Below are 14183 nucleotides of genomic sequence, written 5' to 3'. Positions count from 1 at the left end.
CATCAGCCCTTCTGAGCCCGCAGTCGTTCAATGGCCATCAACACGCGTTCAGGCGTTGCCGGCGCGTCCAGACGCGGACTGATCTTGTGATCGGCAACACTCGCAATAGCATCTGAAAGCGCATAGAGCACCGACATACCGTGCGGCAGCGGCGGCTCGCCTACCGCTTTGGAACGATGGATTGTCGGCTCATAAGCCTCCGACCAGTCAGTCAGCGCGACATTGAAAATCTTCGGGCGGTCTGATGCCAGCGGGATTTTGTAGGTCGATGGTGCATGCGTGCGCAAACGTCCCTTGTCGTCCCAAACCAGTTCTTCCGTGGTAAGCCAGCCCATGCCTTGTACGAAGCCGCCTTCTACCTGACCTATATCAATGGCACGGTTGAGCGAACGGCCGGTGTCGTGAAGAATGTCAGTGCGCTCTACCACATATTCGCCGGTCAGTGTATCGACAGAAACTTCCGAACAGGCGGCTCCATAGGCATAATAATAAAAGGCGTGGCCTTTCCCTTTGGCACGATCCCAATGGATTTTCGGTGTTTTGTAATGACCCGATGCTGAAAGCTGAATACGTCCAATATAGGCTTGTTTCACCAGATCATTGAAGCTGATTTCCTGATTGCCGACGCGAACGCGGTTGGGAAGGAAAACAACCTGATCTTCCGGCACCTGATATTGCTGGGCCGCAAAGGAAATGAGGCGCTTCTTGATCTGACGTGCAGCATCCTGCGCGGCCATACCGTTCAGATCGGCCCCGGATGACGCCGCAGTTGGAGCGGTGTTCGGGACTTTCGCCGTGGTCGTGGCGGTGATCTTTACGCGGTCAATGTCAATCTGGAATTCTTCGGCCACGACCTGGGCCACTTTGAGATGAAGCCCCTGCCCCATTTCCGTGCCGCCATGGTTCATATGTACCGAGCCGTCATTATAGACATGCACCAGCGCGCCGGCCTGATTGGATTCCGTCTTCGTGAAGGAAATACCAAATTTCACCGGCGTCAGCGCTATACCGCGTTTGAGATAGCGGCTTTTCGCATTGAACACACGGATCGCCTCACGACGTTTCGCGTATTCGGCGCTTTCCTCAAGTTCCGCAACGATGCGCTGGATGATGCAATCCTCCACCTTCTGGTGATAGGGTGTTACATTGCGCGTACCATCAGTTCCCATGGCATCGTAGAAGTTGAGCTTGCGGATTTCGAGCGGGTCTTTGCCAACAGCAAAAGCCACTTCCTCAATCACGCGCTCGGCCCCCACCATGCCCTGCGGACCACCGAAACCACGAAATGCCGTGTTGGAGACGGTATTGGTATAAAGCGGCGCGGACTGCGCGTGAACCGCCGGGAAGAAATAGGCATTGTCACAATGAAACAGCGCGCGATCGCCCACGGGGCCAGAAAGATCGGCGGAAAAACCCGCATTCAGCGCGAAGAGATAATCGACACCGAGAATATTGCCCTCGTCGTCAAAACCGACTTCGTAATCGATCACGAAATCATGACGCTTACCGGTTGAGGTCATATCCTCATCACGGTCCAGCCGGATTTTCATCGCGCGCTTGTGCTTCTTTGCGGCAATGGCTGCTATCGCGGCCCACTGGTTTGACTGGGTTTCCTTGCCACCAAACCCGCCGCCCATACGACGCACTTCAACCGTCACAGAATGACTTGGTACGCCAAGGGCATGAGCAACCAGATGCTGCGTTTCGCTTGGTCCCTGTGTCGAGCAATAAATAGTCACATCTTCATCTTCGCCGGGGATCGCAAGCGACACCTGTCCTTCCAGATAAAAATGATCCTGCCCACCGACAGACATGCGCGCCTTGACCTTGCGCGGCGCCTCATCAATGGCCTTGCGGGCATCACCGCGGTTCAGCGTCAGAGGCGTGAAAACCAGCCGGTCCTTCGTGCCGTCCAATCCTGCAATCGAGAAGATGCCCGGCATTTCCTCGTATTCAACCTTGGCAAGACGTGCAGCACGCCGCGCCTGATCGCGTGTGCGGGCGACAACGGCGAAGATCGGCTGACCGTGAAACTGCACAGTATCAACAGCAAAGATCGGATCGTCATGCATGCCCGATGGCGAGACATCATTCTCGCCCGGCACATCCTGATAGGTCAACACATCGACCACGCCGGGTGCCGCACGCACTGCGGATAGATCAATGGTGCTGATCCTGGCATGCGCCACAGTCGAAAAGCCGACGCCGATATGCAGCGTACCTTCAGGTTCAGGAATGTCGTCAATATAAACGGCTTCGCCGGTCACATGCTTATGCGCGGAATCATGGCGCTGATCCGTCGCGACGCCGCCCTTGATGCGCATGGCTTTGATCGCGTTTGCGGGATGCTTGTTCATATCATCCTCCTTTATGCGGCAACAATTCTTGGCTGACGCAAACCTTCGCTCTCACCTTGCGTTTCAGCATAAAAGCGGCGCAAAAGATTCTTGGCAACCAGCAGACGATAGTCCGCTGTCGCGCGCATATCGCTCAAAGGCTGATAATCGATCGAATAGGCCTGCAGTGCTGCGTCAATGGTTGCCTCATTCCATTGCCTGCCTATCAGAGCCGCTTCAACGGCCAGCGCCCGCTTTGGCGTTGCCGCCATACCGCCGTAAGCAATGCGGATGGATGCGACCTTGCCCTCATGATCGAGTGTCAGATGGAAAGCACCCAGCGCTGCCGTAATATCTTCCTCAAAACGTTTGGAAATCTTGTGAATGGCAAGCTGGCTGCCTTCGAGGGGCACCGGCACATGCACAGCTTCCACAAACTCTCCAGACTGACGATCCTGCTTGCCATAAGCGATAAAGAACTCTTCCAGCGGAATTGTCCGGCGTTCCGCCCCCTTGCGTAAAGTGAGCTTCGCGTTCAGCGCAATCAATGGCGGTGGAGTGTCGCCAATCGGTGAACCATTGGCAATATTGCCGCCAATCGTCCCCATATTACGTACCTGCTCACCGCCAATGCGATTGATAAGGCTTCCCAAGGCTGGAATGCGTTTGGCAAGAAAGGAAAACGCTTCCGTATAAGTCACCCCCGCACCGATGGAGATGGTGCCGTTATCTTCGCTGATTGTGCGCAATTCCGCGAGATGCCCGATAAAAACAACCGGAGAAATATCACGCATCATCTTCGTGACCCACAGGCCCACATCAGTGGAACCGGCGACGATGGTCGCCTTCGGTTCCGCTGCCAGAATAGTGGCAAAATCGTCGAGATCGGCAGGCACGATCAACCGGTCCTTGCCTTCGCCCACTTCCACCCGCACGCCGTCGCGCATCGCCGCCAGTTGTTCCAGCACGAGCGTGCGTTCGGCTGCAAGCGGGTCTTCCGTTGCCGTGCCATAGTCGGAAATGGCGCGGGCGGCACGCATGATCGCCTCATAGCCGGTGCAGCGGCAGAGATTGCCCTGCAACGCCTTTTCGATCTGCTCGTCTGCGGGTTTTGGATTGCGCATCCAGAGGCCATAAAGCGACATGACAAAGCCCGGCGTACAGAAACCGCATTGCGAACCATGAAAGTCGATCATTGCCTTTTGTACCGGATGCAGGCCACCATCCGCCCCCCGCAAATGCTCAATGGTCACGACATGACAGCTATCAAGCGACCCGACAAAACGGATGCAGGCATTGACGCTTTCATAGATCAGCTCATCATCCACCAACTTGCCGACAAGCACTGTGCATGCACCGCAATCGCCTTCGCCACAGCCCTCCTTGGTACCGCGCAGCTTGGCGGAAAGCCGCAGATAGTCGAGCAGCGTTTCGGTCGGAGAAACACGGTCGAGTTCGACCTTCTCGCCGTTCAGAAGAAAGCGGATCGTATGTCGAACAGACGGGTGCACAGACTGGTTCATGGCGCTTAGCTCCCGCGATAGGTGGAATAGGAAAATGGCGAAACGAGAAGCGGTATATGATAATGCGCCTTTTCATCGGAAATGCCAAAGCGCAGGGGGACTATATCAAGGAAGGGTACGGCATCTTCGGTCTTGCCAAAATATTCGCCGACATGGAACAGAAGTTCATAGGAACCTGCCCGCAAATTCTCGCCCGACAGCAACGGTTCATTGCAGCGGCCATCGTCATTGGTGCGAATTTCCCGGATCGGTTCGGCCTGCTGATTCTCGACGCGGCGCAATTCGATGCGCAGATTTGCAGCCGGTTTGCCACGTACCGTGTCGAGGACATGCGTCGTCAACCGGCCATTACCGCTCTTTTCCTGACCCATTTGCACTCCTGCAGCTTGCTGATTCTCTAACCACATAGGTTGGAAAACGTTACAAGCTTTTGATTTCTCGTGGTTTATTTGAACCCAACGTCACCATAGACCGTAGCGATCACAAACCACACCATGTTCCCAGCATTTAGTATTTCGCGATCCTTTTCATTGTGAAAGATGGTTATCGTTGGATGTCTTTCAAATTTTTGAAGGGGAATAATAGCGATAAATCTTTATTATCATGGATAAAACGAACGAAAACGAGGGAAGACCCGCAATGAAATATCCGCGCAATCTCGTCGGCTATGGACGCAACACGCCAGATCCGCGCTGGCCGGGAGGAGCCAATATCGCTGTTCAGTTCGTCGTCAATTATGAGGAAGGCGGCGAATGCTGCGTTCTCGACGGTGACCCCGCCTCCGAATGCCTCCTGTCCGAGATTGTCGGCGCGCAACCCTGGAAGGGGCAGCGCAATCTCAACATGGAATCCATCTATGAGTATGGCGCACGCTCCGGGTTCTGGCGCCTGTGGCGCGCCTTCACCCGCCGAAACATGCCCGTCACGGTCTACGGCGTGACACTCGCCATGGCGCGTAACCCCGAAGCCGTTGCTGCCATGAAGGAAGCCGACTGGGAAATCGCCAGCCACGGTTTGCGCTGGTGGGAGTACAAGGACGTTCCCGAAGAGATTGAACGCGAGCATATCCGCGATGCTGTTCGCCTTCATACGGAAATCACCGGCTCGCGCCCACTCGGCATCTATCAAGGCAAGCCTTCCGACAACACGCTGAAGCTGGTGATGGAGGAAGGCGGCTTTCTCTATTCAGCCGACTCCTATGCCGACGAGCTGCCCTACTGGGTTGAAGGTCCGAAGGGACCGCACCTGATCGTGCCTTACACTCTGGACGCCAATGACATGCGTTTTGCGACACCGCAGGGCTTCAATTCCGGCGACCAGTTCTACACCTATCTGAAGGACACTTTCGATGTGCTCTACCGTGAAGGTGCAGAAGGTTCGCCGAAGATGATGTCCATCGGCCTGCACTGCCGCCTCGTCGGTCGCCCAGGTCGTGTGGCTGCACTCGAACGGTTCCTCGACTATGTGCAAAGTCATGAAAAGGTCTGGGTCGCCAAGCGTATCGATATTGCCCGACACTGGCATGAAAACTACAAGCCGGTCGCTGCCGACGTCGTGCCTTCAAATGCAGGCAAGGATGAATTCGTCGCGCGTTATGGCGGCATTTTCGAGCACTCGCCATGGATCGCCGAACGTGCATATGATGCCGGTTTCAGCCAGGAAGAAGACACGGCATCCGGTCTTGCGGCTGCAATGGCGAAGGCATTTCGCGCGGCCTCGGCCGATGAGCGGCTTACGGTCTTGAAGGCGCACCCGGATCTTGCCGGGAAGCTTGCACAGGCCAAACGGCTTACGGCAGAATCGACTGCCGAACAAGCCGGTGCTGGTCTCGACGCACTGACCGATGCAGAAAGGCAGACATTCACCGAGCTGAATGACGCCTATACTGCGAAATTCGGTTTTCCGTTCATTATTGCTGTAAAAGGGCGCAACAAAAAGGAAATTCTCGACACATTCCAGCGCCGAATTTCCAACGACCGCGACACGGAATTTGAAACAGCCTGCGCTCAAGTAGAGCGCATCGCTCTCCTGCGTCTCAAGGATATTCTGCCGGAAGCGCTCTACTGATCCTGCCGGGCGCCCCTACGGGCGCCTTTCATTCCATGATTTCACGACAGTTCCCAAACTCGCCGTGCGTGCCAGATTCTCACATAAGGAATTCCCCACATGGGCAATGACAAGAACAATCGCAGCTATTATGCACCAACAGGCGGATTGCCACCGCAGACCCAGATTCTCACTGACCGCGCCATGTTTACCGAAGCCTATGCGGTGATCCCCAAGGGTACTTTCAGCGATATCGTGACAAGCTTCCTGCCCTTTTGGGACAAGACACGGCTCTGGGTGATTGCACGCCCTCTCTCTGGCTTTGCCGAAACCTTCTCGCAATACATCATGGAAGTGCAGCCCGGCGGCGGCAGCGACCGCACCGAGCTGGATGAAGGCGCGGAAGGCGTGCTGTTCGTGGTGGAAGGTGAAATCGCGGTAACGGTTGCGGGCAAAACGCATACGCTTACGGAAGGCGGCTACGCCTATCTTCCGCCGAAAAGCGGCTGGCGGCTGCGCAACAATTCAGACGCTGTTGCCCGCTTCCATTGGGTACGCAAGGCATATGAATACGTCGATGGGCTTGATGTGCCAGAACCGCTCTTCCTCAACGAAAAGGACATCGCACCCTCCCCCATGCCAGACACCAATGGCGCTTGGGCAACAACCCGTTTCGTAGATCCCAACGATCTGCGCCACGACATGCACGTAACGGTGGTCACTTTCGAGCCGGGCGGCGTCATTCCCTTTGCCGAAACCCATGTCATGGAACACGGGCTTTATGTACTGGAAGGCAAGGCGGTCTATCGGCTCAATCAGGATTGGGTGGAAGTGGAAGCAGGCGACTTCATGTGGCTACGCGCCTTCTGCCCACAGGCCTGCTATGCGGGTGGTCCCGGCAAGTTCCGCTATCTGCTTTACAAGGACGTCAACCGTCATATGAAACTCTCGCGATAGGCGAGCGACATATCAACCAAAGGCTGGGCTCGTTCCGGCCTTTTTTTGTCGTTGGAGCGTAAATAAAAACGGCGAGCCGAAGCTCGCCGTACCATTCTTCCGACTGGAGATCAGATTTTTAAGCAGCGCAGTCCTTCTACGCCACTGAATGGATTTCTTTAATATAGTAGAGACAAACAAAAGTTCAAATTACAATTTTGTTATATCAATACTAGGTAAATTATGATGCATCTTACGATTCAGAATATTTCTGCGTATCAATGAAATATCACAATAATAAACTGCAATTCTCAACCATTGCACCGAGATGAATGGTCAATCTTGCTTCGCAAGCAAGACCGGGAGGCCTGAACCGGCCTCCCGGAGCAACATTAGAACGTGCGCTGGAAGCGAACCATACCCTGAACGGCGTCCTTGCCATCAAGGTAAGACTTGCTGTCCTTCCACTTGGTGTAGGAAACTTCAGGTGTAACCGTGAAGCCTGGGACCAATTCGTAAGCAACGTTTGCGGTTGCTGCGAAGGTATTGGTGCCGTCATAAGCCAGCTGGGCGTTGATAGTCGCCTTCTGGGAAGCTTTGAATGCAGCGCCGCCCCAGACAGCCCAATCGCCACCCCAGGTGCCGTAGAAGCTGCTAATCGCACGAACGGAACCAAGCACATGGCCATTGCCATCAGTCTGCGTGATGTATTCGTCCTTATTGGACTTGTAGCCACCCATCGCCCAAACCGAGAAGCGGTCTGTGATGTTCACGTCAGCGCGAACCTTACCCGCCCATTCTTCGTTACGGGCGTCATAGGCTGCAACGCCTGCGATCTTACCCCAACCACCTTCATACTTCAGACCACCGACGACGTGCGGCGTGTAATCCTTGATGACGCCATCATAGCCGTATGCGCTATCCGTATCATCGTTGTTGCCCTGTTCGAGCGACAGAATGGCGGAGAAGCCGTTACCACCGGTGAAAGTGTAGCTGATCAAGCCTGTGCGGTAGCCGCCAGCGAGAATCACGTCATCGTTGATGACATCGCCGAGATAGCCTGGGAAGGTGACGAAGGCTGATTCGTCAAGACCGACGCGAAGGCCTCCAAGCTGGATATAGGCAAAACGCAGCGAACCAGAGGCACCCTCAACACCATTGCCCCAATCATAACGGGTTTCGGCAAAGGTCTTCAGAGTGCCAAGTTCGGTTTCCGAAGCAGTGGAGAGGTCAAGCGTGAAACGAGCCTTGTTATCCCAAGAATTGCGGCGCGTATCGACGCCGCCATCACGATCAACGAAACCGCGGCCGTAAATGTTATCACCGCCAGCGACGTCGTAACGGACATAGCCGGAAACGCGCATGCAGGTTTCAGTGCCAGGAATGTAGAAATAACCTGCACCATAGGCGTCGCAAACGCGAACATATTCAACAGATTCAGGTTCCGGTGTCACAACGCTGTCCGCTGCATATGCTCCAGTAGTTGCAACCAGCGCTGCGGCTGAGCCGAATAACATGCTCTTGAGTTTCATCTTAATGCCTCCAGAAATTTTCAAACGAGGCCTGATAGAATGGATTCCACAAATACATCAATTCCAATTTTAACAGTAAATCAAAGTTAAGACGCTGAATGTGTCAATTATAACACTAATTACAAATAGCTTTACTTGATAGCAATAAATACATCGTAAAATTTACATCGAATGATATTATGAATATATATGGACTAGCAACCTTATATGGAAAAGTTTTACTTTCTAATATGCAGATTAACGAAAACGGGGCCATAGGCCCCGTTCAAAAAGCATATAACCGCTATACCTACTGGAGGGTCTACTTGCCCGCCGCCTGCTGTGCATAGACATAGCTGTCATAGGTATATTCAGCGACACGGAACCATTCGAAGCCCTCATCACGGAACTTCTTCCAGCTCGGATAAATTTTCGCCCAGGCCGGATTCTTCTCGTTGTATTCCGCATAGAGTTCAAAGGCGACCTTGTAGGCAGCATCCAGAACGTCGCGCGGCAAGGGCTGCAACTTAACCCCCTTCGATACAAGAGAGCGGATCGCAGCGGTGTTTTTAACGTCGTAAAGAGCGATCATGTTCTGGGTCGCGGCTTCGGCGGCGGTGTTAAGCGCTACCTTGTATGCTTCCGGCAGGCTTTCATATTGCTGCTTGTTGATGAAGAAGTGAACCGAGGCGCCGCCTTCCCAGAAGGCCGGGTAATAATAGTATGGTGCGATCTGGTAGAAGCCGAGTTTTTCATCATCGTAAGGACCAACCCATTCGGCTGCATCAATCGTGCCTCGCTCCAGTGATGGATAGATGTCACCGCCCGGGAGTTGCTGCGGGACGACACCCAGGCGCGACATGACCTCACCAGCCACACCGGCAATGCGCATTTTCAGGCCCTTCAGGTCCGCAAGGCTTTTGATTTCCTTGCGATACCAGCCGCCCATCTGAGCGGCTGTATTACCGCCTACGATGCCGACGACACCGTAATCGGCAAGGAATGCATTATAAAGTTCATTGCCGCCTCCATGATAAAGCCAGGCGTTCTGCAAGCGTGTATTCATGCCGAAGGGAATAGCCGTGCCAAGGGCAAAGGCCGGATTCTTGCCGGTGAAATAATAACCGCATGTATGGGCCATTTCGACGGTATTGGCCTGAACCGCGTCGATGGCTTGAGGGCCCGGTACGATTTCACCAGCCTGGAATACCTGAATCTGGAATTTTCCTTCAGTCATTTTCGAGACGGCATCGGCCATGTAGACCGCGCCGCCATAGATCGTATCCAGATTGTTCGGGAAGCCCGAGGTCAGGCGCCAGCGCAGCGTTGGCAATTCCTGTGCAATCGCCGGTGTTGCCAGAGCGGCTCCGCTTGTCGCGGCAGCGGCACCAATTGCGGCACCCTTTGTTAGAAAGGTGCGACGGCTCAAATCCTGCTTCATGTGTCTCCTCCTAAGATTGTTTGGTTTTATCAAGACCTACGCAATGCTCGTTCTCCCCTTATTGCGCAGGTTTTTGCTGTTGGTCCTTGTCTTGTCCGAAGCTCGGCTGCGGTGAACCGAAGGATGGGGCTGGCAGAGGCTCATTCGATGGTGACGGCGCTCCGAAAGGTGCGGGCGCCACGCCAAACGGATTTCCACCGCCAGCATCCGGCATCGGCACATTGATCTGGATCGATGCCGGATCGACCTGTGGATGGCCGCTTTTGTAGTGTGTGACTATGCCCGGAAAAGTGATGATAAGGCCGACCATGACAAGCTGGATCATCAGGAACGGGATCGATCCCATATAAATTTGGCCCGACGTTACTGGCTGGATGGTCGCGCCCGTTACCTTATCTTTGTATGGACGGGACGGGGCGACCGAACGCAGATAGAAAAGCGAAAAGCCAAACGGCGGATGCATGAACGATGTCTGCATGTTCACTGCCAGCATAACGCCGAACCAGACCAAGTCGATCCCGAGACTGTCTGCCACTGGCGCCAGAAGCGGGATAATGATGAAGGCCAGCTCGAAATAATCGAGGAAAAAGGCAAGAAAAAACACCAGAAGATTGGCGACGATCAGGAAGCCAACCTCACCGCCGGGAATCGATGTCATCAAGTGCTCGACCCAGACGTGCCCATTGACCCCGTAGAAGGTGAGCGAAAACACGCGCGCACCAAGCAGAATGAAGATAACGAAAGATGACAATTTCGCCGTAGCGTAAAGCGCCGAAGTCACCATCGCGATATTGAGACGGCGGTTGATGGCAGCAAGAAGCAGAGCACCGACTGCCCCCATCGCACCGCCTTCCGTGGGCGTTGCGACGCCAATGAAGATTGTTCCCAGCACAAGGAATATGAGCACAAGCGGCGGCACAAGCGAGATCACCACTTTCTGCGCCAATTTCCAACCCTTCAAAGTGCGGGCCTGAGGTGGCAATGCTGGCACCGATTCCGGTCGCAGGATTGCCATGCCGATTATGCAGGCACAATAAAAACCGACCAGCAAAAGGCCGGGTACCAGAGCACCCTTGTACATATCGCCGACCGAACGTCCGAGCTGATCGGCAAGAACAATCAGAACGAGGCTCGGCGGAATGATCTGTGCCAGTGTACCTGAAGCTGCAATTGTCCCGCTTGCCACTTTGCGGTCATAGCCATAGCGCAGCATGATCGGAAGCGAAATCAGCCCCATCGAAATCACGGAAGCAGCCACTACGCCGGTGGTTGCTGCAAGGAGCGCACCCACAACGATAACGGCAAAGGCCAAACCGCCTCGTACAGGGCCAAAAAGCTGCCCGATCGTATCAAGCAGTTCTTCCGCCATGCCGCTTCGTTCCAGTATCAATCCCATGAAGGTAAAGAACGGAATGGCAAGCAATGTCTCGTTCGACATCTGCCCGAAAATACGGTCCGGTATGGCTCCGAACAAATTGACAGGCAGCAGCCCCATTTCGATGCCTACGAAGCCGAAGGCAAAACCGACGAAGGCCAGCGCAAAAGCTACCGGATAGCCGAGCAACAGCACGACCACCAGCGACAGAAACATGAGCGGGGCGAGATTCTCCGCAATAAAAGCAATCATACCCGTTCCCCTCAGAGCGCCTGGGCTTCAGCATCTTCGATGGCGACCGTGTCCGGTATGCGCCCCTGAAGGATGGCGATGCGCTTGATGAGTTCGGAGATGCCCTGCAATGCCAGCAACCCGAAGCCGATGGGTATCAGAACCCAAACTGGCCACAGAACGAGCCCGCCTGTATTGTTGGAGGTTTCACCGCTGGCAATTTTGGCTTCCGCAATGGGCCAGGCGAGGTAAATCGTGATCAGGCAGAAAGGGAGGAGGAAAAAAATCGTGCCGAAAATCTCGACCAGAAGCTGGGTTCGTCGAGAATAACGGCTGTAAAGCAGATCAACCTTCACATGTTCGCCGTGCAAAAGCGTATATCCGGCAGCGATCAGAAAGACCGCCGAGAAGAGATACCACTGCGCTTCCAGCCATGCATTTGAGCTGACATTGAACAGTTTGCGCGAGACCGCATTGATGGCGCTGATCAGCACTGCCAGCAATATCAGCCACGATACGGATTTTCCGATAAAATTATTGGCCGCGTCGATAGCCCGCGACAACGCCAGCAAGACTGACATCGCTCCTCCCCTTTATGTTCCGCCTCCTCAAGCGGTTTTGGCGCGGATGATAAGACCTGCAAATCCATGTCGCAAGCGGAGGAAAGTTCCAAGAAACGGCACCCTACCCATTTGTGGGTAACGCAATATCAGGGGATCAGTCCGGCATTCGTCAAGGTGAGGACAGTTGCAGCCGGTTCTCAATGGCATAGCGCGTAAGCCCTGCGGTACTGGCAATTCCAAGCTTCTTCTTGATGTTCTTGCGGTGAGTCTCAACAGTGGCTTCCGAAATGCCGAGCTTCATCGCAATTTCCCGATTGCTTCCGCCTTCGGCCACCAGCACAAGCACGTCGTTCTCGCGCACAGACAGACCTTCCGACTTTTTGTCCCCGCTGTCGAGCAGTGCTTCCGAAACACCGGAAGAGAAATATGTTCCGCCCGATGCGACAGCATGAATGGCCGCCACGATTTCGGTCGTAGACACATCCTTCAAAACGTAGCCTGACGCTCCACGCATGATAGAGGTCGAGATATATTCGCGGCTGTCATGCATGGACAGCATAAGGATGCGAATACCCGGCAACTGTTTCTTGAACAGTTCGATTGCATCAATACCGTTAAGAAGCGGCATATTGATATCCATCAGAACCACATCAGGATTGACGGTCAGCGCCAATTCCAATGCTGCTCGCGCATTGGAGGCCGCTCCTGCAATATTGATATCGTCGTAGGTTTCGAGCACAGCCCGAAGACCATCCAGCACCAGCGGATGATTATCCACGAGCAATACGCGAATCTTGCATTCATTCGTCATGCGACTTCTGGTTCCCGCTTTCTTTCTGTTGCCGATTTCGGCAAACGCGCGGTGAGTTGCGTACCATCTGCGCTGGTTTCAACCAAGAGAACACCGCCAAAATGTGCCATTCGCTCTTGCATATTCCGCAAGCCGAGCCCGGAAAGCTGATCTTTCAAATCCCGTGCCGTGAAACCATTGCCATCATCGGCAACCGTCATCGTAACCTTGCCATTGGAGCCCCATAGCCGGATTTCTACCTGGCTGGCACCGGAATGACGCTCCACATTGGTGAGTGCTTCCTGCACCACGCGATAAAGCGCCGTGCTTGCCTCCGGTTTCAATGTCTCGTTCAGTCCGCTTGCTTCCAGTTGCGATTCAATGCCTGTCCGTTCCGAAAAATGCTCACACAGCGCCTTGAGGGCAACGGTCAGCCCGAGATCGTCCAGAATGCGCGGACGCAGATCATGTGAGAGCCGCCGCACCTCCTTGATCGCGCCATTAAGGGCATCCGATGCTTTGTCGATTGCAAGCGGGGCCCCGCCACTGCCCATTCTCACCTGACGGCTTGCAAGATCGATGGCATAGCGAACACCCACGAGATTTTGGGAAATGCCGTCGTGCAATTCGCGCGCCAGACGTGCCCGTTCTTCTTCCTGCGTATCAATGATCCGTTGCGCCAGTTCCTTCAGCTTGTTATCGGCCATGCGCCGCTCACGTAGATTGAGCAGCATGCAGGTTGCAAAGACAAGCATCACAGCCGGGACGGCAATAAGACTGACGATGAGGAAGGTCGTGCGGATATTGGCGCGAAAATCTGCGTTGGCGGCGGCCGTCTGCACATAGACATCGTCAAGATAAACGCCCGTTCCAAGCATCCATTTCCATTTATCCAGGCCGACGGCAAAGGAGAGCTTGTCGGCCACTTCGCCGCTGGAGGGTTTCTCCCATTTATACTGATGCAACCCTCCACCTTCCTTCGCCTTGTCAATCAGATTGGCAATAACGCGATTTCCATCGGGATCGACAAGGTTGAGCCAGTTATGGCCGGGCCGAAAGATCTGACGCGGATGAACGACATTGTTGCCGTCATAATCATAGACAAAGAAATAACCGTCACGGCCGTAATCGAGCGAGGTAAGAATCTCCCGTACCTTTTCCATCGCGGCCGTATCGTCAGGGGAAGCCTCATCGTAAATCCGTTGTATCGAAGAAAGCGCCAGATTGGTGAGATTGAGAAGCTCGGTTTCCTTTGCCTTGAGCATGTTCTTCTCAAAGGTCGCGATGCTGCTCTGCACGAGATTTGCCGATTGCCAGGTGATAAAGGCCGTAACCGTCAGTATAGCCACGATGAGCGGCACAATCGCGAGTGCAACGATCTGGTAACGTAGCGTCATGTTCTCATCTCCCGGCATCGAGGCCCACTTTTCA

Annotated in this window: 11 protein-coding genes; 2 read left to right on the top strand and 9 right to left on the bottom strand. The window is 54.3% G+C overall.

Features of this window, described 5'->3' with window-relative positions; all coding sequences use genetic code 11:
• Positions 1 to 2 precede the first annotated feature (2 nt).
• The 3 genes from xdhB to uraH are packed head-to-tail and all read right to left on the bottom strand — an operon-like array spanning position 3 to position 4230.
• Positions 3 to 2357, bottom strand: a complete 2355-nt coding sequence (gene xdhB, locus FJQ48_RS01340; RefSeq protein ID WP_139973419.1) for a xanthine dehydrogenase molybdopterin binding subunit — start codon at positions 2355 to 2357, stop codon at positions 3 to 5.
• A gap of 11 nt (positions 2358 to 2368) precedes the next feature.
• Positions 2369 to 3847, bottom strand: coding sequence for a xanthine dehydrogenase small subunit (xdhA, locus tag FJQ48_RS01335; RefSeq protein WP_180350093.1), 1479 nt, complete (start codon positions 3845 to 3847; stop codon positions 2369 to 2371).
• Between the two features lie 17 nt (positions 3848 to 3864).
• On the bottom strand, positions 3865 to 4230 hold the full coding sequence (gene uraH, locus FJQ48_RS01330) for a hydroxyisourate hydrolase (protein WP_139973417.1): 366 nt from the start codon (positions 4228 to 4230) through the stop codon (positions 3865 to 3867).
• 268 nt (positions 4231 to 4498) lie between these two features.
• On the opposite strand from uraH, the gene puuE reads away from it, so the two are divergent.
• Complete coding sequence (puuE, locus tag FJQ48_RS01325) at positions 4499 to 5926, top strand: allantoinase PuuE (protein WP_139973416.1); 1428 nt, start codon at positions 4499 to 4501, stop codon at positions 5924 to 5926.
• Positions 5927 to 6025: 99 nt separating this feature from the next.
• Entirely contained in the window at positions 6026 to 6862 is an 837-nt protein-coding gene (locus tag FJQ48_RS01320) for a bifunctional allantoicase/(S)-ureidoglycine aminohydrolase (RefSeq protein WP_139973415.1), read from the top strand.
• A 371-nt stretch (positions 6863 to 7233) separates the two neighbouring features.
• On the opposite strand, the gene FJQ48_RS01315 is transcribed toward FJQ48_RS01320, so the two are convergent.
• The 6 genes from FJQ48_RS01315 to FJQ48_RS01290 all read right to left on the bottom strand — a co-directional run bounded on the left by FJQ48_RS01315 (position 7234) and on the right by FJQ48_RS01290 (position 14149).
• The gene (locus FJQ48_RS01315) at positions 7234 to 8373 is read right to left on the bottom strand and encodes a porin (RefSeq protein ID WP_139973414.1); all 1140 of its coding nucleotides are present in this window, start codon (positions 8371 to 8373) and stop codon (positions 7234 to 7236) included.
• Between the two features lie 301 nt (positions 8374 to 8674).
• Positions 8675 to 9793 carry a TRAP transporter substrate-binding protein gene (locus tag FJQ48_RS01310; RefSeq protein ID WP_139973413.1) on the bottom strand — a complete coding sequence of 373 codons (1119 nt, stop codon included), beginning with the start codon at positions 9791 to 9793 and terminating at the stop codon, positions 8675 to 8677.
• A gap of 58 nt (positions 9794 to 9851) precedes the next feature.
• A complete protein-coding gene (locus FJQ48_RS01305) occupies positions 9852 to 11420 on the bottom strand; it encodes a TRAP transporter large permease subunit (protein ID WP_139973412.1) in 1569 nt (522 codons plus the stop codon).
• Positions 11421 to 11431: 11 nt separating this feature from the next.
• Entirely contained in the window at positions 11432 to 11980 is a 549-nt protein-coding gene (locus tag FJQ48_RS01300) for a TRAP transporter small permease subunit (protein ID WP_139973411.1), read from the bottom strand.
• 151 nt (positions 11981 to 12131) lie between these two features.
• Positions 12132 to 12773, bottom strand: coding sequence for a response regulator transcription factor (locus FJQ48_RS01295; protein WP_139973410.1), 642 nt, complete (start codon positions 12771 to 12773; stop codon positions 12132 to 12134).
• A complete protein-coding gene (locus FJQ48_RS01290; protein WP_139973409.1) occupies positions 12770 to 14149 on the bottom strand; it encodes a cache domain-containing protein in 1380 nt (459 codons plus the stop codon). Before FJQ48_RS01290 ends, FJQ48_RS01295 begins: the two co-directional genes overlap by 4 nt.
• Between the last annotated feature and the right edge of the window lie 34 nt (positions 14150 to 14183).

The organism is Ochrobactrum sp. CGA5 (genome assembly GCF_006345815.1).
Classification (GTDB): Bacteria; Pseudomonadota; Alphaproteobacteria; order Rhizobiales; family Rhizobiaceae; genus Brucella.
Note: the sequence above shows the minus strand (reverse complement) of the source record. Positions and strands in the feature narration are given on the sequence as shown.

Excerpts from the sequence above, each read along its gene's own strand:
- xdhB (WP_139973419.1), bottom strand. The coding sequence starts at position 2,357 with ATGAACAAGCATCCCGCAAACGCGATCAAAGCCATGCGCATCAAGGGC.
- uraH (WP_139973417.1), bottom strand. The coding sequence starts at position 4,230 with ATGGGTCAGGAAAAGAGCGGTAATGGCCGGTTGACGACGCATGTCCTC.
- puuE (WP_139973416.1), top strand. The coding sequence starts at position 4,499 with ATGAAATATCCGCGCAATCTCGTCGGCTATGGACGCAACACGCCAGAT.
- FJQ48_RS01320 (WP_139973415.1), top strand. The coding sequence starts at position 6,026 with ATGGGCAATGACAAGAACAATCGCAGCTATTATGCACCAACAGGCGGA.
- FJQ48_RS01315 (WP_139973414.1), bottom strand. The coding sequence starts at position 8,373 with ATGAAACTCAAGAGCATGTTATTCGGCTCAGCCGCAGCGCTGGTTGCA.
- FJQ48_RS01310 (WP_139973413.1), bottom strand. The coding sequence starts at position 9,793 with ATGAAGCAGGATTTGAGCCGTCGCACCTTTCTAACAAAGGGTGCCGCA.
- FJQ48_RS01305 (WP_139973412.1), bottom strand. The coding sequence starts at position 11,420 with ATGATTGCTTTTATTGCGGAGAATCTCGCCCCGCTCATGTTTCTGTCG.
- FJQ48_RS01300 (WP_139973411.1), bottom strand. The coding sequence starts at position 11,980 with ATGTCAGTCTTGCTGGCGTTGTCGCGGGCTATCGACGCGGCCAATAAT.
- FJQ48_RS01295 (WP_139973410.1), bottom strand. The coding sequence starts at position 12,773 with ATGACGAATGAATGCAAGATTCGCGTATTGCTCGTGGATAATCATCCG.
- FJQ48_RS01290 (WP_139973409.1), bottom strand. The coding sequence starts at position 14,149 with ATGACGCTACGTTACCAGATCGTTGCACTCGCGATTGTGCCGCTCATC.